This is a genomic window from Opitutia bacterium ISCC 52 (assembly GCA_014529675.2).
Lineage (GTDB): Bacteria > Verrucomicrobiota > Verrucomicrobiia > Opitutales > UBA2995 > UBA2995.
In genome coordinates, this window is sequence record CP076040.1 from 2734928 (window position 1) to 2754411 (window position 19484).

Here is a 19484-nt window from a genome sequence, read left to right on the forward strand (position 1 = left end):
TCGAACCTGGCCTCTGGTTCTCTAAATCCAATCGAGAACTAAACAGATTAAGAAAAACGATACCTAACAACGTTAGTACTATGATGGTCCAATTTCTCACAGCTCTCTCCTCCTAAACACCCATGCGGAAGCCACGAAAAATAGAATCGCGTAAAGGATCTCGCCACCCATGAAACTTATAAATTTACCAGCCGCCAACGCACCATCGTACCAAAAAATTCCCGGAACGATGGATAGGTCAAATCGCGGCAAGAGGTAGCGAAGTACTTGGGAAAAAGCAGCCGCAATCCCCTTCGCACCTTCGTACATCCCTTCGGCAGCACTGGCAAATACCGACACAGACCACACCAACAGCGACAAAACGATGGAGAACAGGAACGTCCTGGAAAGCACAGACAATAGAACGACCAACGCCCCCAACACTAACCATTGGAATAATATAAACAGGCACAATTGGACCCACACCCCAATGGTCGGCGTTAACGTATCGATTCCCTCAATTGCGAGACCTCCTGCGTTGTCCCAAACCAGCAGGTTCAAGACAACGATGGCAACACAGCCTGCGAATGCCAAGGCCAACCAACTCCCAATCAGCTTACCGGCTAGATACTCGCTACGCTGAAGGCCGCGGACCAAGTGGGTGCAGAGAACACCTGATTCGAAATCAGCATATAGCTGAAGAGCGATCAGAATCACGAGAACGACCCCCAAACTCAGAAGGACGGTCCCAAGACCAAAATCATAGATCAACTTGGGTGCAGAAGCCCCTAAAGGAAGTTGGGCCAGCGATTGAACTCCAAGAATCAGAAAAACAAGTCCGAGCAAGCAGACCTGATACCACCGATTGTGCAACACGACTTCCAACAAGGTATCGGTCGCGACCAATCGTATACGCTTTAAGGTATCAAACATCCTCCTGCTCCTTCCTCAATGATTCCAGGAACCACTGTTTTAAACTGGAATCAAATCTGGGTGGTCCTTCAAAAATCGATTGGCCGCGATGAAGCACCACTATCTGCTCGAACAAGGAATCTGCCCCATCCAACAAATGCGTGGCTAGTAGCACCGTCTTGCCTGCTTCGACCAACTCCCGCAACAGCTGCTCCGTTTTTTGGCGAGCTAATGGATCCAGACCATCCATCGGCTCGTCGGCCACAATGACCTGCGGTTCATGAATCAGTGCCTGAGCCAGGGCCAGACGTTGAATTCCCCCCTTGGAAAGCTGCCCGATTCGTCGAGTCGCTTGATCCGGAAGGGACGAAAGGGCCAAACAATCTTCCACGCGAGTGTCTAAGCGCTTGCCACTTAGACCGCCTAATTTCCCACAGAGATAGAGGAAGCTTCGTGGAGTGTGATGCGTTGGAAACCTTGGCCGCTCCGGAATGTAAGCCACTTGGTTTTGCTGTGCCAGCTCCCTGGGCGTTTTTCCGAATAGTTTCACTCGGCCATCATAGTCGGGCAATAACCCACAGAGAATCTTGAGTAGCGTGGTTTTACCGGACCCGTTGCCACCGATCACTCCCAGCAAGGTTCCCGATTTCACTTCCAAGTCAAGGTGATCCAAGGCCAGCCTGCCTTGTCGTCCCCACCCTTCAGAATACTCTTTCGACAATCCGTCGATGCTGATTACCGGATCCATCTAACCCGTTATCGGATCGTAAAGGCCTTGTGTTGGCGGGTGCGCTCAACTTCAGATTGTGTCTTATCCCGGATGAAACTGGCCATCTCCTCGTTGAGAGCCTTGATAAAGGCCACGCATTCTTCCCGGTCTCCTTCCAGCTCTAACTGAACACGGGCATCAGCCAGATTTTTCACAAACCCAGTCACTTCGTATCCCTTGGCCAAATTAAATGTGGTAAAGCGAAAACCCACGCCTTGGACGTGTCCTTCGAAGTAGACTTTGAAGTGAGATACGCTGTCTTCCATAGTTAAATTATAAGAATCAATAGCTTAGACAACCATGTTAACCATATGCAATCAAACCTGACTTTCAATAACTCTGCTCAATTTGCTAAGATTACGAAAAATGACTTGCTACTTTTAGATTAATGCTAAGGGTGGGTGAGACTTAAGGTGCATCTGTTTGCCGCTAGGTATAACGAATGAAAAACTTCGATCACGATCAATTTTCAGAGGGCGACTGGGAGGAAAAAGGCGAGCTAGCCTGGAACGAATTCGATTGGGAATTATTCCTCCAGAGACAAGACAAAGAAGCGAAACGCTTTATCCGCACCTACAATAGTCTGTCCCCTCAATCAAATCGGATCGACGAAACTGCACGACTCATGGGCTGGGACTCCTCCGATTGGTCCATGAACGATTTGAATTTCGATGAACTTCTCGAAGAAAGCACCTGGAAGACCGAGGGCTTTGGAGAAGAAGATGATACGGACCTAGATCCATACACCCTCCACCGCCATCCGGTGTATGTTGCGGTGCACGGCCTGTTCGACTCCGTACTTCATCTCTGTGAATCTTTGCTTAATGAAACAACAAACGACAACTTGTCTCCCAAACTCTGCTTCGACCTCGTAAAGTCGATCAGCGAAGGGAAGCTAGAGTCACTACTTGCACTACAATCACTGGACTTGGCAGATTATGCCCTTACCGTGAGTGAGCTGAAAAGAGCACTCAAATCATTGAACCAGAGTTTTAAAATTCTGGAATCCATTCATTCCGCAAAAAATCCAAAGCTCTACGCCTTTGAGACGGAATCGATCAGTCGCCTGTTCGATATCCGCGAAATCTGGCTAAGAGTCATGAAAGACTGCCGAGAAGAACTTGATCGTCGAATAAAAGACGGCGAGTAACTCTCCACTCTTTCTACAAAACCAATCCCATCATGGGCTGGCTATCTATCCGCACATTCAATCACACTCAGGTCGCTTCGCGCGGCAAACTTCGTAAACAACTTCGCAAAGCCGCTAGGGGGAATACCCAAGCGTTTGAAGTCGTTACTGATCAGTATCTGAACTTCATTACTGAGTTCCTGGTCATTTCCGGCTATCACGAAGAAGACCGAATTCAGGGCTATTGCCGCGAAGTACTGCACAATATTTGGCTTCGTAGTGCTTACATCCGTCGCGTCTCCGACTTCGAAAGGCAGCTGTTTATCTTCCTTAAACAGATTCCGATCAATGTAGCACCCTTCCAGAACCTGTTGACTCAGCGACTGGTAATGCTCAACTCGCTGCAGCGCTTCCTACTAGTTGGCCGTGATCTCGAATCCTGGAGCAGCAAAAACCTGTCTCTCGCCATGCGCGTCCCAAAATACGAATTGAGGAAACCCCTTTACGATGCCTGGAAGACATTGGTTGGCTTCAGACTTTCAGACCTCGATTTCAACACCAACGAGTGTATGGAAAAAGTGGTAGAAAACATGGAAGGCGCCTTGGATCATATCCAACAACGTCGACTGTGCAAGAAAGTGAAGGAAAACGCGATGGCCTCACAATTTAAGGCCGACTGTTTGAACCTGCGCTGCGAGTTAGTCGAGCTTAGACAAAACGCTCGCTGGGAGCAAGAAGCCAGAAGTCAGTTTTTCAAGGACCTGAGAGAAGATATTGCTATGATCATGCAATGGAAGCCAGAGCTGGGCGAACGCCTGAAGAATCAGGTTTCATTTCAGTGCCTCCACTTGGAAACGAACGGAAGCTAGTTCAGAGGCAGATTATCTTAGCAGACAGAAACGGGCCCTTTACGAGAGTCACTAGGGTGAGCCTAGGTTCTAGTAATTAAGATGTCAGGTGTCAGAAATTTGATCTCTTACTCCTACTTGCGTCGTGTAACGCCGCCTCGCCGTTTCAATGATCCAGATAATAGTAACAACACGAACTGACGTCAATTTTATAGCCTGACACCCGACACCTGAACACTACTCCCTCAAATTTCGATTGGCACATCATAATATTCCAACGCCCACTCCTTCATGTAGCGCACATGATTCGGAACGATCTTATAAATGATTAGATTCGGGTTATCGATCGAACCCAGGTAATTCCTAAGTAGCGGATTCGACTCCCAGATTTCAGTGAGTAATTCAGAATCATCTAGAATCTCAGCCATTCCCGTGATTCGCACTTGGTTATGATCTCCATCCAGGTAACACAACTCTACCTTGGGATTGGCTGCGATCTCACCCGTCTTGTGATACTGTTTCAGATTCGCCACATAGACGGTAAATCCATCAACCCTGACGGGCGACACCGGCCGAAGCCGTGGCTGGTCTGCATCCAGTGATGCAAGTTGCGGAAAACGGGCTGAGCGAATGGTTGCCTGAGCCAGGTCAATGAGAGCTTCTGGCTCAATGGGATCATGGGTCGGTTTGGACATAGAAAAGAAAGATTACGCCAAGTCCTCCCCAAATCAAAATCTGATTTAAATTTCTCAAAATTTTCTTGAAGCTAATCTCTCATGCGATTGCTTTGGATATTCATCGGCCTGGGAGTGCTGTTCACCATTCCCTTTCTCCTATGGGGAGATGCCATGGAACTCGCATTTTCATCGGAGGCCGCCATCACCTGGTTACAAGGCTTTGAAAGCTGGGCTTGGGCAGCGGCTATTGGACTTCTCTTCCTTGATTTTATACTCCCCGTTCCGGGAACTGCGGTCATGTCTGCCCTCGGCTACGTCTATGGCCCCATCACAGGAGGCCTGATCGCCAGCGGCGGATCTATAATGGCTGGCTGGTTCGCCTACGGACTCTGTCGTCTCCTTGGCCCCGGAGCCGCAGTTAAATTACTGGGACAAAAAGATTATCAAAGAGGAGTCACGCTGTTCTCCGAAGCTGGAGGTTGGATCGTGGCCATTTCCCGGTGGCTCCCACTCATTCCAGAGATCGTCGCCTGCATGGCCGGCCTGACAAGGATGCCACCACTCAAATTTACCCTCGCCCTCGCCTGCGGCTCCATCTCCCTCGGATTCGTCTTCGCCTACATAGGCTCAACCGGCGAAAACAACCCGACAATGGCTATATTACTGAGTGTAGGCATCCCACCTGCGCTATGGTTTTTTGCACAGAGGATGATCCGATCAGATTAAATCAAAAAAGTCTCCGCGATTGACGGAGGCTTAGAAATGGTGGAGCCAGACGGGATCGAACCGACGACCTCCTGAATGCCATCCAGGCGCTCTTCCAACTGAGCTATGGCCCCCTAAACTAAGTGAAGGAAAGAAAGTTAGTATTTGTTTCAGGTCAACTGCATTTTATAGCGAAATCCCTCATGTCTTTCCATCAATACTTACTGGCTAATGCTACGAATTACTGCACCTCTGTCAGGAAAGCTACCACATCGGCCAGATCCTGTGAGGCTAAGCCCAGTGATGGCCCAGCCGGCATGATTGATTGATCCATAGTTTGCTGAGAGCTGATGCTGCTTCGGGCGACTGAATGAATCTGACCGGCAATATCTTTAACGATGACAGTATCTCCATCGCCGACAATGAAACCAGAAAGCGTTTGACCTTCCTTCGTTTGCAAAAGAACTGATTCATAGCCGAATGCGATCGCGGCAGAAGGATTGATAATCGAATCGAGAAGCGCCGCACGATCGAAACGTTGACCGACCGTAGTCAGGTTGGGGCCAATGTCCCTACCCACCTCGCCATATAGGTGACAGGTGAAGCATACACCTCGTCCGAAAAAGAGTTCTTTGCCCTTGGCCGAATCTCCGTCGAGGTTGGCGATATCACCAATCGGTGGCAAAGCTTGCCCAGGTCCATCTGCCTTTGGAAAGAAGCGCGAGGCCAAGGTACGGACGGATATATCCGAATTGCCATGAATATGTTCTACCATGATCGGATAAAAGAATTTCGGGAGTTCGTTTCTACCCGCCAAGTGAAGAATGATTGGACCCCCATCGGGTGAGAGCGCCATCTCCTTTGCCAACTGAGCAAGTTCTTCCGTCAGCTCAGTCGCACCCTTGAGCTTATTCCTACCGGCATTCATACGTTTGGCTTCAGCGTCGGCGGCTAGAGCAGCAGGATCGACTGGTAGTTGTTTAGCCAGGGCGAACTCTTTCCATTCATTACTATCACGGGCTTTCACCCACCAGGCGGCATAACTCCGGAGATCCTTAGGACCTTCTGTCGCTACGAGTAGCATCGCCAGTCCTGCACTTTTGGCTCCTATAAATGCCAAGGCATCGATGGCTTGCTTCCTCTTAGCATAGTCTAACTTTTCAGACAGGGTTCGCTGAGCCAAAGCTTCCACAGCCGATTCCGGGTGAAGCCTCCAGGTAAGCGCTGCAAATGCGTCCGACCAATTAAGAGGATCCTTGATTGCCTTCGCTTTTAGATGCTTCCAAATGGCTGATTCCTCTCCTGCAGACGCATAACCCAATGCTTCAAGATACCAACGGTCGTAACCGTCGAAGCCTTCAGCCAATTGCAAAAGGATGGCTAAGGATTCACTCAATGGAAAATTACGTAAGGATAACGCCACTTCTCGTCGCACCGCGGCCGAAGAATCACTGGCCAACTGCGCAGCTTGAACGAGTAAACTATTCGGATTTTGTTTCCGAATCGCGCGGTATGCAGCAATCCGCACATCCTGGTCCTCGTGACCAAGCAATTGCTCAACCTGATCCCAGGCCATTTTCCCAATTGAACTAGCGGCCTTGGAAGGCGAACCGATCTCAGCCAAGGCATATAGGGCCCGAGCCACAAAACGCGGATTCTCGTCCTTACTCAGCTCAAGCAATGCTTCAACTCCCCTTCGGGTGGGTTCGTCGGTCAATCGTTTGAAACCGGTGTAGCGGACGGAGTGTGCAGGATTCTTGAGCGCGGAAAGCTGTCCCATCGCCAAATCGAAATTTAACTGAGGAGGCTGAGGATTATCTCCCGTGCGAGTGATTCGATAAATAGTGCCGTGACCGTCGGGCTCCAACATCCGGTGACCTCCAATAAAGGGATCATAAAAGTCAGCCACGTATACCGCACCGTCGGAACCGACGAGCACATCGGAGGGCCTGAACCATTTACGCGTATCTTCCTGGTCCAAGGGCAACGGTGTAGCATTCGGATTGGAGGTAGAAAACAAGGTGGATCGACGTAACTCGAAGCCAGCGCCTTTTGATTTTGGGAAGTAACTCCAAATGCTATTCCGCCCCGCCTCGCAGGAAAGAAGCATGTTTACATACTCAGGCCCGAGAGCTCCGTTTTCGTAATACTCGATTCCCGTTGGCGATCCTGGGCCATAAATATCTCCCGCAGGAATAATCCCAGGGTCTTCTTGTCGCCAATGAGCTACCGGTGTGGGTTGTCCAGGACGTTGGCCAGCTCTCCAGGTTCGTTTTCCATCCGCGGAGGAGAACCCAAGGCTTCCGTATTCCATGACCCAGGTAGTTCTGCAGGAGATGGTATCGTCGTTGTCATTTTGAAATACGTTGCCAAACGAATCGAGGCAGAGCTCATAAGGATTCCGAAAGTTTTGTCCGATCACCCGCATACCCGAACCATCGTCCGACATACGAATGGCCAGTCCCCCCACATAAACTTGTCCATCATCTGAAACGAGCCCGGGAACATTCGTCTGGTTCGATGGTGAACCACCTCTATAACTACTTCCCGATCGAAGCGTCCAACCCGACTTGTCAGTTACCATGTGAGGTCCGGCATTACCTGTAGTAAAATAGAGGTCACCATCGGCTCCTGCCTTCACGGTGTGCAAGGAGTGATCATGGTCAAACCCGCCAAACCCGGTAAGAAGAATCTCTTTCTTATCAACCGCGCTATCAAATTTCGCGTCGCGATCCACATCCGTATATACAATCACATTGGGTGAGCAGGTCACAAAGATCCGATTGTCCAAAACAGAAATCCCCATGGGCGCCACGAGGTCTTTGTCCTGAACAAACACATGCGATGAGTCGGCCAGCCCATCTCCATTGGTATCTTCCAGGACCATCAAGCGATCGCCGCCTTCATGCCAGAGATTCACCTCTGTCTCATTCCGAAAGGAACGGTAGTTAACGGCTTCAGTCACCCAAATCCGTCCTTTCGCATCCGCGTCCATGTTAGAAGGATTATAAACCATGGGTGCTTGGGCCCAAACGGTGGCTTCGAGTCCATCCGCAATATAAAAGCGATCAACCGGGGTTGGATCGTTCGCACTCAAGATCGAGGGAAGGGACAAAACGGAGAATAACAGGATAGCCAGTCGAGAATAATTCATTGGGCAGCAAATTAGGGCCAGGGAATTGTGGATAGAAAACAAAGCAATGTGAGGAGACTCTATGAGGCAATGCCGTTTTTAGGGATACCCTACTCGATTTCTACGACCGCGATGATCTTGCATTGATGCGACTCACAGTTTGATGTGAATCAACATGCAACTCACCTCTAAGACACTTTCGTTCCTCCTACTGTGTCTGGCCATTGGGAGCCAAGGTCTGCTTGCAAGCGCTTCGAACTGGCCTCAATTCCTGGGTCCGGAAGGTTTGGGCAACGCAGGCGATCAATCAATCCCCCTTGAGTTTAACGCAGACAAAAACCTTCTCTGGAAGGTGAAGGTCCCAAAGGGGAATGCATCTCCCATCATCTGGGGTGACCAAATCTTCCTGACCGCATTTGAAGGGGAAAGCCGTATCATGATGGCCATTGATCGAAGAACCGGTTCAGTCCTCTGGAAAAAGACTGTTCAGGCCCAGGAGAAGGAAAGCTTCACACACCGTCTCTCCGGCCCTGCGGAGTCGACACCTTGCACGGATGGGAAGCATGTGTATTTTTATTTTGGAAATTATGGCCTGGTGGCTTTGAACTTCGACGGGTCCTTGGCCTGGGAAAAGATCCTACCCAAACCACGAACCGGCATGGGCACAGGAACATCCCCCATTCTACACAAAGGACTTCTTATTCTAAACCGCGACAGCACCAATGATCCGTGTATTCTAGCTCTGGATACCGAGAATGGCGAAGAAATTTGGAAGCATCCAAGAATAGGATATAATTCCAGCCATGCCTCCCCATTCATTTGGAAAAACAAGCTGCGCACCGAGTTGGTAGTAGCAGGTACACGTTCTTTGGTCTCGCTGGAGCCAACAACTGGAAAGCTCATTTGGAAAGTCGAAGACACCAATGGATTCCCATGCACCTCACCGGTTGGAACACCCGACCGCTTATTCTTCGCATCCTGGTCGGCGGCCAATGCCAATAGTCGGGAAAAGCTGGAGGCGCATTTCGACGATGAATTGGAAATCACCGACGAAGAGATGAATGACCCTGAGTTGTTCTTCAATCGATTTGATAAGAATGGCGATGGAGCCCTTGTCCGCGATGAATTGCCCAAGAGCCGAGCCAAAGATGTATTCAAATGGTTGGACCAAGATGACAACGAGATCTGGGAGCAGGATGAATTTGAGATACTCACCCGCCCCGCCGGTCGAGGCCGCAATATCATGGTGGCGGTCAATCCCGGCGGATCAGGCATCCTCAATGGAACAGATTACATCAGCTGGGAATCAAGCAAGCACCTGCCATACGTTGCCAGCCCATTAGTTAGCGAAAACCGAGTCTACCTCGTTAAGTCGATGGGATTGATCAGCTGCTTAAACACAGAAACAGGAACTTCTTTTTACTCAGGCCTGCGAACGGGTGAAAAATGTGAGTATTTTTCATCTCCCATCCTTGCTGATGGCAAACTAGTGATCTGCTCCAACTACGGCACCGTATTTATAATAAAGGACAGTGAAGCATTTGAAATCCTTGCCACGAACTCTCTAGAGGAAGAAATCATTTCCACTCCAGCAGTATCAGACAATACGCTCTACATTCGATCTCTCCATTCACTCTGGGCTTTTAAGGAGCATAGAACAGGAGCGGATTAACATGGGTAGGAAGTTCAACTTGTATTGAGCTCACCTAATGACGCTTGGTCTCTTATTTACTCAGATTCTTTCTTGAGCAAAACTGGTTAAGCACAGATTCATCGATCTCCAATCCGAGACCGGGTCCTGCAGGCAGCTCCACAAATCCATCCTTTTGTTCGAAAGTCACGGACGCCAAATCGTTGCGAATCGGATTTGGCGTTTGATCGAACTCCATAACAGGCTCCTGTTCGTAGGGCCTCGGTGTTCGTGCATAAGGACAAGGTGGAAACGTTGAGGTCAGGCTAATACTGGCTGAAATCATGATCGCCGATCCCCACACATGCGGATTCACCTGAATCCCCATGGCATTGGCTGTAGTAGCCACATTGCGAAATTCAGATATACCACCCACAAACCGAACATCGGGCTGGGCGATATCCAGAGCTCTTTGTGACAGGAAATCTCGGGCATCAAAACGATTGTACCAAACTTCACCGCCAGCTACGGTGATAGGCTGACCGGCTTTTACCTCAAGATAGCCATCCACATCGTTGGCCATTACTGGTTCTTCAAACCAATGGATATCCAAATCAGCTAATTGATTTCCGGCATCAATGGCAGTTGAAACATTGTAGGCTTTGTTGGCATCGACCATCAAGTATTGTTCGGGACCGATCGCTTCCCGAATGGCAGCCACTCGCTCTAGGTCTTCCTTCACACTGAGACCCCCCACTTTGGTTTTCATCCCAGCGTACCCAGCATCTACATACGATTGCGCCTCGGCTTTCAATTTTTCGTAGTCAGGATCATCCTGATAGTAAAGCCCTGTTGCATACACCGGCACTTTTTCACGAACCGGCCCTCCTAAAAGCTCAGAAACACTCTTACCGGAAACTTTCCCAGCAATATCCCAAAGTGCTATGTCGACAGCGCTAAGCGCACCACCCCCGAAGCCACCGGCTAGATTGTCATTATGCAGGCTATGAAATAAACGATGCCAGTGTGCATTAATGGATCCTGGATCCTTACCTAAAAGCAAGGGAGCGAAGATATCGTGAATAACTGATTGAGAAGGCAATCCTCCACCTTCCCCCCATCCTACAATTCCCTCATCTGTCGAAATTTTGCAGATAAGCGCAGTTCGTTTCTCAGCCCACCCTTGTGACCATCCAAACGGTTCATCAATGGGACTCTCCAGGTAGAAAGTTTCTATACAATCAATTTTCACGAAGCTACATACTTCTATAAAGAGAGAATGCTTTCAATGGGAATGTTTCCCTGAATTTACAGGCCAAACACCTAGACCGTTGACTTCGATGTCAATGATCTCAAACATAAAAATTCTCATGAACCTCCGTAAAGCGCTCGAAAACGAAACCGTATCCCACGTTGGGTTTCCTGCGCCCGTCACCATCCAACAAGATCAGCCAGTTCGAAGGGCAGTCGAGCGCATGAAAAGGCGTCGCGTAGGCTGTATTCTAATACTGAGCGGAGAAAGCCTGGTGGGTATTTTTACCGAACGGGATCTGATTACCCGGGTACTAGGACAACGTGGAACAATGGACCTGGCAGTTTCGGAATTGATGACACCGAAGCCTGAGGTCGCACGGACCGATGAGCCCATCAAAGTGGTGCTTTCTCGATTCATGCAAAAAGGCATGCGCCACCTTCCTGTGCTCGATTCGGCCGACCGTCCTGTGGGTACCTTATCCGTTAGGCGTGCCGTACATTTCCTTTCCGATCACACATCAGATACCCTGTATAATCTTCCTCCTACTCACAACCAAGTGCCAACCGCCCGCGGAGGCGGCTGATTCACACTCCAATGCTTTGTCCCTACTGTGGTTTCGAAAACATCGTTGGTGCTGACACCTGCGAAGGCTGCAGCCAAGATCTGACCAGCCTGGAAAACCACGGTCCACAGTCAGATATGGAGCAAAGTATCCTGGTCACTTCACTGGCCCATCTGGGACCGAAGATTCCAGTCATCGTCTCCCCAACTATCAGTGTTGAAAATGTAATTTCGATCCTTCAGGAAAACCACATCGGTTGCGTATTGGTAGGCAGCTCCGACCGGATAGTAGGTATTTTCAGTGAGCGAGATGCACTCAATAAAGTGGCAAGACGCTTCAAAGAAGTAGCTCCACAACCTATCTCGCGCTTCATGACATCCGATCCTGAAACGCTCGATGCGAACACTCCCATTGCATTTGCCATCAACGAAATGTCCGTCGGGCACTTTCGTCATTTGCCAGTTACCTACAAAGGAAAACTTGAGGGTGTCATCTCCATCAGAGACATGCTGCAATTCCTAAGCTCGAAATTCCCTGATCTCATTCACGCCTCTTAACCCTCTCCTACAAAAATTCCATTTTCTAGAGATGAAGATTTACCCATCCAATTTACACTATATCCAGCATTTCATACTGTATTTTGCTGCATTCTACTTATTTGCAGCTAGCGGTATTGATGCCGCCGATACGAGCCAACCGAACATTATCGTCATCATGACCGATGACATGGGATACGCAGGACCGAGCATCGACCCCTACAGCAATCCGCATTACGAAACACCAGGCATGGACCAACTAGCACGGGAAGGTCTGTTGTTTACCGACTTCCACAGTTCGAGTCCCGTCTGCTCCCCTACCCGCACAGGCCTACTGACAGGGCGTTACCAACGACGGGCTGGTATTGAGGCCGTCATTCACCCCTACTCGGGTCATCCAGAACATCGGAAGGGATTGAAAAAAACAGAAAAAACCTTTGCGGAGCTGTTCGGAGCAGCCGGCTACAAAACAGGTATCGTGGGTAAGTGGCATATGGGATATCCGGAAAAGAATCCTGAATATCACCCAGACAACCACGGCTTCGATTACTTTCGCGGTTACCACAGTGGAAATATTGATTACATCAATCATTGGGGAGACCACTACGAGCATGACTGGTGGCATGGTCGCACCGAGACCGTAGAAGAAGGATACACGACTCATTTGATCAATAAGTACGCCTTGGAATTCATCGAAGATAACAAAGACCAGCCTTTCTGCCTCTATATCGCCCATGAGTCTCCCCATGCACCGATTCAGGGACCCAATGACCCCATTCAGCGTGGCCCCGGACTGGAAGAACGGGAAACACCCATGGAAGAAGCCATGAAACAGATGATGCTGGAAATGGATATAGGTGTAACGCAGGTTCGCGAAAAGGTGGTGGAGCTGGGTTTGGAGAAGAACACATTGATTCTGTTCTTTTCTGACAATGGGGATGCGCCCAACACAGCGAGCGGCAGTCCGCTTCTTCGTGCTCACAAAGGGTCGGTTTACGAAGGAGGCCACAGAGTTCCGGCTATCGCCTGGTGGCCCGGACGAATTGAAGCCGGCACACGCACAGACGCACAGGCTATCACCATTGATGTCATGCCGACGATACTGTCCATCGCCGGCATCGATACAGACAGTGATCGCCCCATGGACGGAATCGATATTTCACCTGTTCTATTTGAACATGGGCCGCTACCGGACCGACCACTCTTCTGGTCCTACCTATCCAACGGTGGTGCCCGTTCCGAGGCTATGCGCCATGGATCCTGGAAACTAGTTCTTCAACATCCCGGAGCGCCCGAAGGCACCTACCTCAATCAAGTAGCAGAACTCTACAACTTGGAGAAAGATCTTGGTGAAACGACGAATCTACTAAGCAGACAACCTAAACAAGCTGCTCGTATGCTTCAGCAACTATACGCTTGGTTGAAGGAAACAGAGGCAACTCAAACACCCCAAGAGGGTGACTGGGTTGAATCCGGCCTAACAGGTGCGGAAGCAAATGCGGCATTCAAGAAATTCCGCGATGAGACTCAAGCATCCTACTCTACAAAGCCCTGACTCTTGCAGATCGAATTTGAACGTCTGCCCCACCATTAAAGAGTATTCGAATGGGACCTTCACTAGCCGAGCTTTCTTCAACATAATCACTTACGTAGCGATTATTGATCCACAGTTGATGCCGTCCGTTGTGGACGCGAATGCGATAGCGGTTCCACTCACCATTTTGAAATTTGGACCAGGAGGCTTCGTCCGATCCTGCAACCGGTGTTGATATGCCATCTCCAGAACCACCTCGGTAAGCGATGCGAAAGGCGTTGTCTGAAGACGTTCGTACACCGGCTTCAAACTCGAAGTGTTCGTAATCATCCATCGTTGCCAGTTCAAAACTAGCAGCCCCTGACAAACGAATTTCTCCACGACGCTGACTGTATTCACCGATCCCTGACGGCATGGTCCACGTATTGAGCTGCTCAAGCGAGTTCCACCGTTCACCATCTCGAAGCTCGACTAATTGAGATTTGAGCGAGGCCTTGATCACAGCATGCGCTGGATCGTGAGCCAAATTCTTCCATTCAAAGGGATCGTTAACGTGGTGGTAAAGTTCCTCCTCACCCGTGGAGGCCAATGAATAACGCCAATCCTTACTGCGCACTGAAAAGTGCGGATATAGCGAGCCTTCGTAAACCTGATGGAGCATGTGGTTTTTACCCGGAATCGTTGTGATCGCCACATCGGGCCCACTCCAAGAACCGTTTTCCGGATTCTTGAGAAAGGGCATCAAACTGTGTCCCTCTAATTCGTATCCGTTGCCGTATGCATTGGGATGAGCGTTGAGACTGAGCAACTCATTGAAAGTGGGATAGATATCAATCAAGGATACAGGACGATCACACTCCACCCCTTGCGCCATTCCCGGAACACCCGCGACCACCAAAGGAATACGCGTTCCCGGCTCCCACAGACTTCCTTTGTATAAAAAGTTTTTTTCACCCACATGAAACCCATGATCACTGGTGAAGAATACGATTGTGTTATCACGATGCGGACTCGCTTCAATCGCGTCCAGAATCGTTCCGACCTGATCATCCACGAAGGACACACAGGCCATGTAAGCCTGCAGCCATTTTCGAAACAGATCTTTATCTTCATGACGGAACAGCATCTTGTACCTGCGAAACCCATATAGTTCTTCATTCCCCAAGGCAGAGGAAACATCATCCAAATCATTTGGATCCACCTTTGGTAGTTCGATCGAGTCTAATGGAAAACGATCAAAATAGTCGTCCGGCGCGTAAAGAGGCGTGTGCGTACGAATCAACCCAGTAAACAAAGCGAATGGTTTATCATGCTCACGACTTATAACTTCAGCCGACCATTGCGCACCTAGTTCGTCTGCCATGAGATCGCGATCATCCGGCCCGTTGTATTTGTAGGGTTTACCAAACAATCGCCACCCGATGTAACCAGGAATGTTTTTGGGCGGATCGGCTTCCCATACGGGTGTTTGGGAAAGCGGGCCAAACACATGTTCCCACTGGTAATCCATATCTGAATCCGGACCTTCGTATAGATACATCTGTTGCGGATGCGCCAAACGAAAGTTGGTGGATTGCCCATCCCACGGCCAGGGACCGACATCACCATAGTGCCCAAATTCATCAAACAAGCCATTCTGACCACCATGATAAATCTTTCCCGTACCATAAACCGAGTATCCGCCGTCACGTAGGTTGTCGTGCAAAGATACCGATTCCTTGTAGATACCATTCTGTCTCCACTCCTCAAACCAATATAGACTCGTTGTTTGAGGATAGAGTCCAAATAACATGCTGGCTCGCGAGGGAGCACAAAGCGGATCGTTTGTATGGGCGTTGGTAAAGGCAACACCCTGAGCCTTCAGTCGATCGATATTCGGCGTTGGAACCAGAGGTTTCCCGTCCGGTTGCAACGGCATGTCGTTCAAATCATCAACGATGATGAAGACGACGTTGGGTTTCTCTGTCCCAAATGCTATGCTAGTACAAAGTGTTAAAAGAATCAGAAGAAATCTATACATATTTGATCAATCAATAGTCCAAGAATGAAGGGTCTACTAAAACCCAGGCTTTGTAGCAGAAAGCAAACCAGATAGAAAAACTCTACCAACCATCAACCAGTCAATTATTTCTTATTCTTTTGAATTCCACTCCAGTCGACCACCGCATTCACCCATTGATACTCAGGTTGATAAATGAGTGAGTGACCACGCCCAGTGCGAAGGACCTTCACTTTAGATTCGGTCAACTCTTTGGATTTTCTGAAGAAGTGCTTGGGGTTGATGTTGTTCTGGTCCGAGGAATCATGAACAGAAAGCACACGCCCCGTAACCACCATTTTGGGATCATCTTTGAGGCGGTAAAAGAAACCTGCTAATACAACGTAGTTTATATAAGGGTCCTTTTGCTTGTTCGAGATGTAGCAGGCCATGATTCCTCCCTTACTCGCACCCACGACAGTAATATTCGAGGAAGGAACTCCGGCCTTTTTTAATTGATCTACATAAAACGAAACCAGCCCCGCATAACCACTTTCGGTAGTGCCCTTTCTGCGGATCTCGCTGATCACCCAGAAGCCTTTGCTTTCGAGCACATCAACAATTTCCAAGTAGTCGTAAGTCCCTAGATCAGGATGGTGAGGACGGCCATCGGAACCTTCTACAATCGCACCATGCAAGTAGAACAAGTAGTGACGATCTGGATCAATCTCATCCGGAAGGGATTTGGTAATTTCAGCATTCAGCTGCAATCCGACAAAAAGGAAAATCGACGCAATTAAGGAGAAGAAGGGTTTCATAGTATAGATGTAAGGTAGATCATTGAAATACCACCAGTACCCTTGAATAGGTGAACCAGCCAGTATTGCCTGATTATGTAGACAGCCATTAAGCAGGAGGAAACCAGTCGAAGCAAGGGGACATTTTGTTCATTACTTCATTGCACCTAAACTGCCCAAGCAACTCACACTTTACGGAGAAAACGAAACGTCAGTTAAGGTCTCCCAATTGGAAAAGACTGCCATCGGTACACTACACTTAATATCGAACCTATCTGCCTTGCCGCCTCAACGCTCCTTGAACTGCTGGTTCCTCAGTTAGTCGCGCGGTAATTTCATTTTTAGTTAATTGACCATCCTGATCGGTTTCCTTATCCCACTTATCAAAGTATTCGTTGACCAGTGAACCAGGATTACTGGCTTCTTTCCGAGTAATGATATCATCGCCATTCTTATCGAATCTGGAAAATATCTGCGGCACGATCTGAGGTCCCCAGGCACGCCCACCGGTTTGTCGCGCGGTCTTCCTTTGACCTTGCCCAGAAACTCGTTGCTGCCCCTGACCTTGCTGCCGTCCTTGGATGAAGTCGTAATCTTTTCGTGTAAGCTCATCATCTGGTGCTCGAGATGCTTTCCTCAAAAAATCGACGACAAAGAGCTGATGCTTCTTAGCCACTTCCGAAATAGTCATGACTCCATCTCCGTTTACGTCGAATAGCTTCCACAATTTTTCAGAATCATTGGATGGCGTGCGAATTTGTTTGGGTGAAAAAGGTTTTTCGGTTTTCGCGATCGCCCGAGCAATTTTGATCTGCGACTCGGTAATCGGCTTTGTCGGCGTTGGAACTCTTCCAGCTCCAGACCCCATCATCAGATTGTTGTTCTTTTCAAAAACGGTATGAGGCAGTCCTAAGGCATGCCCGAGTTCATGTGCGAGCACGGCCGGCGTTTGAATCCCTTTGGGGCCTTTCTTGGCATAAAAAACTATTCCCTGTTGTTGCGGGATGAATACACCCCCCATACTTTTTTCATAGTCCTCCGCGATCACCGCATTGAAGCCCCCCTTGAGCAGATGCTTCTTAGGCACATTGGAAGCAAGGGCGTTTGCCAATCGTCCGCGCGGGTTTTTGATCGCTTGCGTGAAGGCTTTTGGTTTCGCCACTGTCACATCCACGATCGATTCAATCTCCCAAACGATTTTTGCCTGATCCCAGGTTTGGTTCACAATCGTAAATTGCTCCCGAATCTCCTCATCCGACATGGAGCAATTCAGCCGCTCATCAGCATCCGACTGCAGGCGCAGCACACGGATGGGTAAAGTTATCGTATCCAAAGCAACTTGATCAACCGACCAAAGCATCGAGAAGCTAGTTAGAAAAAAGACCAACGGAGTTATGGGGTATTTCATTTCGGATATCGGATTTCTCTCAAGTCAATATGTGGGGATAATACGAGGCAACTGAATAGATCTAAGCTTAATCTGCATCTTGAAGCCTCCGAGGTTTTTGATCGTGTAACAGACCCTCATTTCCTAAGATGTGTTTATGATTAAGGAAAAAGTGTCACTCTATCAACCCGACCAGGAAGGTCGCATTTTTCCAGTGGAGCCTGAGTTCTACAATTTTGATGACCATCGCCGCCACCTCAAGGAACACTTGGCAGCCGCCTGTCGGTTCTTCCATAAATGCAGATTTGATTTTGGCTTTGCCGGACATTTAACAATTCGTGATCCGGAGCGCCCGGAGCTTTATTGGACAAATCCCATGGCCGTTCCCTTCTCGAAAGTCTGTGTTTCGAACCTCATTCTGGTCGACCACTCAGGCAAAGTAATCGAAGGCGACTATGCGGTAAATCAGGCTGGCTTCGTCCTTCACGGAGCGGTTCATGAAGATCATCCCGAGATAATAGCCATGTGCCATGCACACACAATTTACGGTACGGCTTGGGCTGCTACCAGACGCCACCTCGATCCTATTAGCCAGGACGCAGCTGCTTTTTACGAAGACCATGTAGTCATTACCGACGAAGGTGGAAAGGTCGCCGTCGAAGCAAAAGCAGGTTACGAAGTTTCTGCAGCCTTCGGAAATAATAAGGCCGCCATTCATCAAAATCACGGACTCCTGACCGCCAGTCGTCACAGCATCGATTCAGCTGCCTTCTGGTTCTCGGCCCTCGAACGATGCTGCCAACAGCAACTGCTGATCGAGGCATCCGGTATAAGACCCAAAATGGTCCCTCACGAAAAAGCACAATACTCGCACGAGCACATAGGCAGCGAGTATATCGGCTGGCTTCATTTTCAGACGATATTTGACGAGGTTTCAACAACCCAACCTGATCTATTCGACTAAGATCATTCCTTTAGCTTATTGGATTTTTGCTTGCTTTTGTCTTCGTACATCGAACCAACCCAAAGCAACGCGATGCCAACAAAGAAAATCCCCAATCCAGCAAGAAAAATCCCAATGGGAATAAGATTTTCCATAGTTTACCTCCACACTAATATTTTTTCCTTTATCAACAAAGAAGTGTACCGAAATTTTGTCACAAGTCGAATCTAGCATGCATTTTGCATTGGTTGGATACGCCTTGAGCGTTGGTATGCATCCCTCGCCTACGGGCGGATCCTCGTTAACCAACCTACAATACTTACAAACATGTATCAAAAGCTCTTATTTTACCTTTGTATCGCTTCATTGATTTCTGCTTGCGCAACTACTAGCTCAACTCCGGATCCGTTTGTTGGCGTCTGGGATTATGAGTTGCATTACTTACCACAAGGAGAGCCACTTGGTATCATGACCATCAGCAAAACAGCAAATGGCTATTCCGTAACAATGAACGATAACATTCTCAAAGATGTGGCTTTTGAAGGCGATGCACTGGTAAGTGGTAACTTTACAGCAAGCGGATACTATGTGGACGTAAAGGGAAGCTTTGAGGGTAACAACTTCGAAGGCATGATTGACGCCGAGGGCAACACCTTCCGCATGACAGCCCTCAAACAAGAGTAGACAAGTTTAGCCCCTTTGCTATATTT

At 48.8% G+C, this 19484-nt stretch carries 18 protein-coding genes and 1 tRNA gene; 9 read left to right on the forward strand and 10 right to left on the reverse strand.

Annotated elements, in window-relative coordinates:
* Positions 1 to 96: 96 nt before the first annotated feature.
* The 3 genes from GA003_11650 to GA003_11660 are packed head-to-tail and all read right to left on the reverse strand — an operon-like array spanning position 97 to position 1926.
* Positions 97 to 912 (reverse strand): hypothetical protein, encoded by an 816-nt coding sequence (locus GA003_11650; GenBank protein QXD26693.1) that lies wholly within the window; start codon positions 910 to 912, stop codon positions 97 to 99.
* Entirely contained in the window at positions 905 to 1639 is a 735-nt protein-coding gene (locus tag GA003_11655) for an ABC transporter ATP-binding protein (GenBank protein ID QXD26694.1), read from the reverse strand. The genes GA003_11650 and GA003_11655 overlap by 8 nt, the downstream gene beginning before the upstream one ends.
* Before the next feature lie 8 nt (positions 1640 to 1647).
* Positions 1648 to 1926, reverse strand: coding sequence for an acylphosphatase (locus GA003_11660; protein QXD26695.1), 279 nt, complete (start codon positions 1924 to 1926; stop codon positions 1648 to 1650).
* 176 nt (positions 1927 to 2102) lie between these two features.
* Between GA003_11660 and GA003_11665 the strand changes: the two genes are divergently transcribed.
* A complete protein-coding gene (locus GA003_11665; protein ID QXD26696.1) occupies positions 2103 to 2810 on the forward strand; it encodes a hypothetical protein in 708 nt (235 codons plus the stop codon).
* A 32-nt stretch (positions 2811 to 2842) separates the two neighbouring features.
* Positions 2843 to 3658 (forward strand): hypothetical protein, encoded by an 816-nt coding sequence (locus GA003_11670; protein ID QXD26697.1) that lies wholly within the window; start codon positions 2843 to 2845, stop codon positions 3656 to 3658.
* A gap of 224 nt (positions 3659 to 3882) precedes the next feature.
* Here the strand turns inward: GA003_11670 and GA003_11675 are convergent, their stop codons facing one another.
* Positions 3883 to 4332 carry a pyridoxamine 5'-phosphate oxidase family protein gene (locus GA003_11675; GenBank protein ID QXD26698.1) on the reverse strand — a complete coding sequence of 150 codons (450 nt, stop codon included), beginning with the start codon at positions 4330 to 4332 and terminating at the stop codon, positions 3883 to 3885.
* 81 nt (positions 4333 to 4413) lie between these two features.
* Here GA003_11675 and GA003_11680 point away from each other — a divergent pair, with 81 nt between their 5' ends.
* Positions 4414 to 5040 carry a VTT domain-containing protein gene (locus GA003_11680; GenBank protein ID QXD26699.1) on the forward strand — a complete coding sequence of 209 codons (627 nt, stop codon included), beginning with the start codon at positions 4414 to 4416 and terminating at the stop codon, positions 5038 to 5040.
* 37 nt (positions 5041 to 5077) lie between these two features.
* On the opposite strand, the gene GA003_11685 is transcribed toward GA003_11680, so the two are convergent.
* Positions 5078 to 5153: transfer RNA gene (locus GA003_11685), tRNA-Ala, on the reverse strand.
* A gap of 107 nt (positions 5154 to 5260) precedes the next feature.
* Positions 5261 to 8173, reverse strand: coding sequence for a HEAT repeat domain-containing protein (locus GA003_11690; GenBank protein QXD26700.1), 2913 nt, complete (start codon positions 8171 to 8173; stop codon positions 5261 to 5263).
* Between the two features lie 154 nt (positions 8174 to 8327).
* On the opposite strand from GA003_11690, the gene GA003_11695 reads away from it, so the two are divergent.
* The gene (locus GA003_11695; GenBank protein QXD26701.1) at positions 8328 to 9824 is read left to right on the forward strand and encodes a PQQ-binding-like beta-propeller repeat protein; all 1497 of its coding nucleotides are present in this window, start codon (positions 8328 to 8330) and stop codon (positions 9822 to 9824) included.
* 52 nt (positions 9825 to 9876) lie between these two features.
* Here the strand turns inward: GA003_11695 and GA003_11700 are convergent, their stop codons facing one another.
* The gene (locus GA003_11700; GenBank protein ID QXD26702.1) at positions 9877 to 11034 is read right to left on the reverse strand and encodes a mandelate racemase/muconate lactonizing enzyme family protein; all 1158 of its coding nucleotides are present in this window, start codon (positions 11032 to 11034) and stop codon (positions 9877 to 9879) included.
* Positions 11035 to 11152: 118 nt separating this feature from the next.
* On the opposite strand from GA003_11700, the gene GA003_11705 reads away from it, so the two are divergent.
* From GA003_11705 to GA003_11715, 3 genes are read left to right on the forward strand one after another with little or no spacing between them, the layout of a single operon-like run.
* Entirely contained in the window at positions 11153 to 11620 is a 468-nt protein-coding gene (locus GA003_11705) for a CBS domain-containing protein (protein QXD26703.1), read from the forward strand.
* Positions 11621 to 11631: 11 nt separating this feature from the next.
* A complete protein-coding gene (locus GA003_11710) occupies positions 11632 to 12156 on the forward strand; it encodes a CBS domain-containing protein (GenBank protein QXD26704.1) in 525 nt (174 codons plus the stop codon).
* A gap of 31 nt (positions 12157 to 12187) precedes the next feature.
* Positions 12188 to 13690, forward strand: coding sequence for a sulfatase-like hydrolase/transferase (locus tag GA003_11715; protein QXD26705.1), 1503 nt, complete (start codon positions 12188 to 12190; stop codon positions 13688 to 13690).
* Here the strand turns inward: GA003_11715 and GA003_11720 are convergent.
* The 3 genes from GA003_11720 to GA003_11730 all read right to left on the reverse strand — a co-directional run bounded on the left by GA003_11720 (position 13677) and on the right by GA003_11730 (position 17852).
* Entirely contained in the window at positions 13677 to 15689 is a 2013-nt protein-coding gene (locus GA003_11720) for a sulfatase-like hydrolase/transferase (GenBank protein ID QXD26706.1), read from the reverse strand. The genes GA003_11715 and GA003_11720 overlap by 14 nt on opposite strands.
* Before the next feature lie 104 nt (positions 15690 to 15793).
* Positions 15794 to 16465 carry a hypothetical protein gene (locus tag GA003_11725; GenBank protein ID QXD26707.1) on the reverse strand — a complete coding sequence of 224 codons (672 nt, stop codon included), beginning with the start codon at positions 16463 to 16465 and terminating at the stop codon, positions 15794 to 15796.
* Positions 16466 to 16715: 250 nt separating this feature from the next.
* Positions 16716 to 17852 carry a hypothetical protein gene (locus GA003_11730; GenBank protein ID QXD26708.1) on the reverse strand — a complete coding sequence of 379 codons (1137 nt, stop codon included), beginning with the start codon at positions 17850 to 17852 and terminating at the stop codon, positions 16716 to 16718.
* Positions 17853 to 17988: 136 nt separating this feature from the next.
* On the opposite strand from GA003_11730, the gene GA003_11735 reads away from it, so the two are divergent.
* Positions 17989 to 18795, forward strand: a complete 807-nt coding sequence (locus tag GA003_11735; GenBank protein ID QXD26709.1) for a class II aldolase/adducin family protein — start codon at positions 17989 to 17991, stop codon at positions 18793 to 18795.
* A 306-nt stretch (positions 18796 to 19101) separates the two neighbouring features.
* Positions 19102 to 19458: a hypothetical protein gene (locus GA003_11740; protein QXD26710.1), complete on the forward strand. Its 357-nt coding sequence runs from the start codon at positions 19102 to 19104 to the stop codon at positions 19456 to 19458.
* The last annotated feature ends 26 nt before the right edge of the window (positions 19459 to 19484 follow it).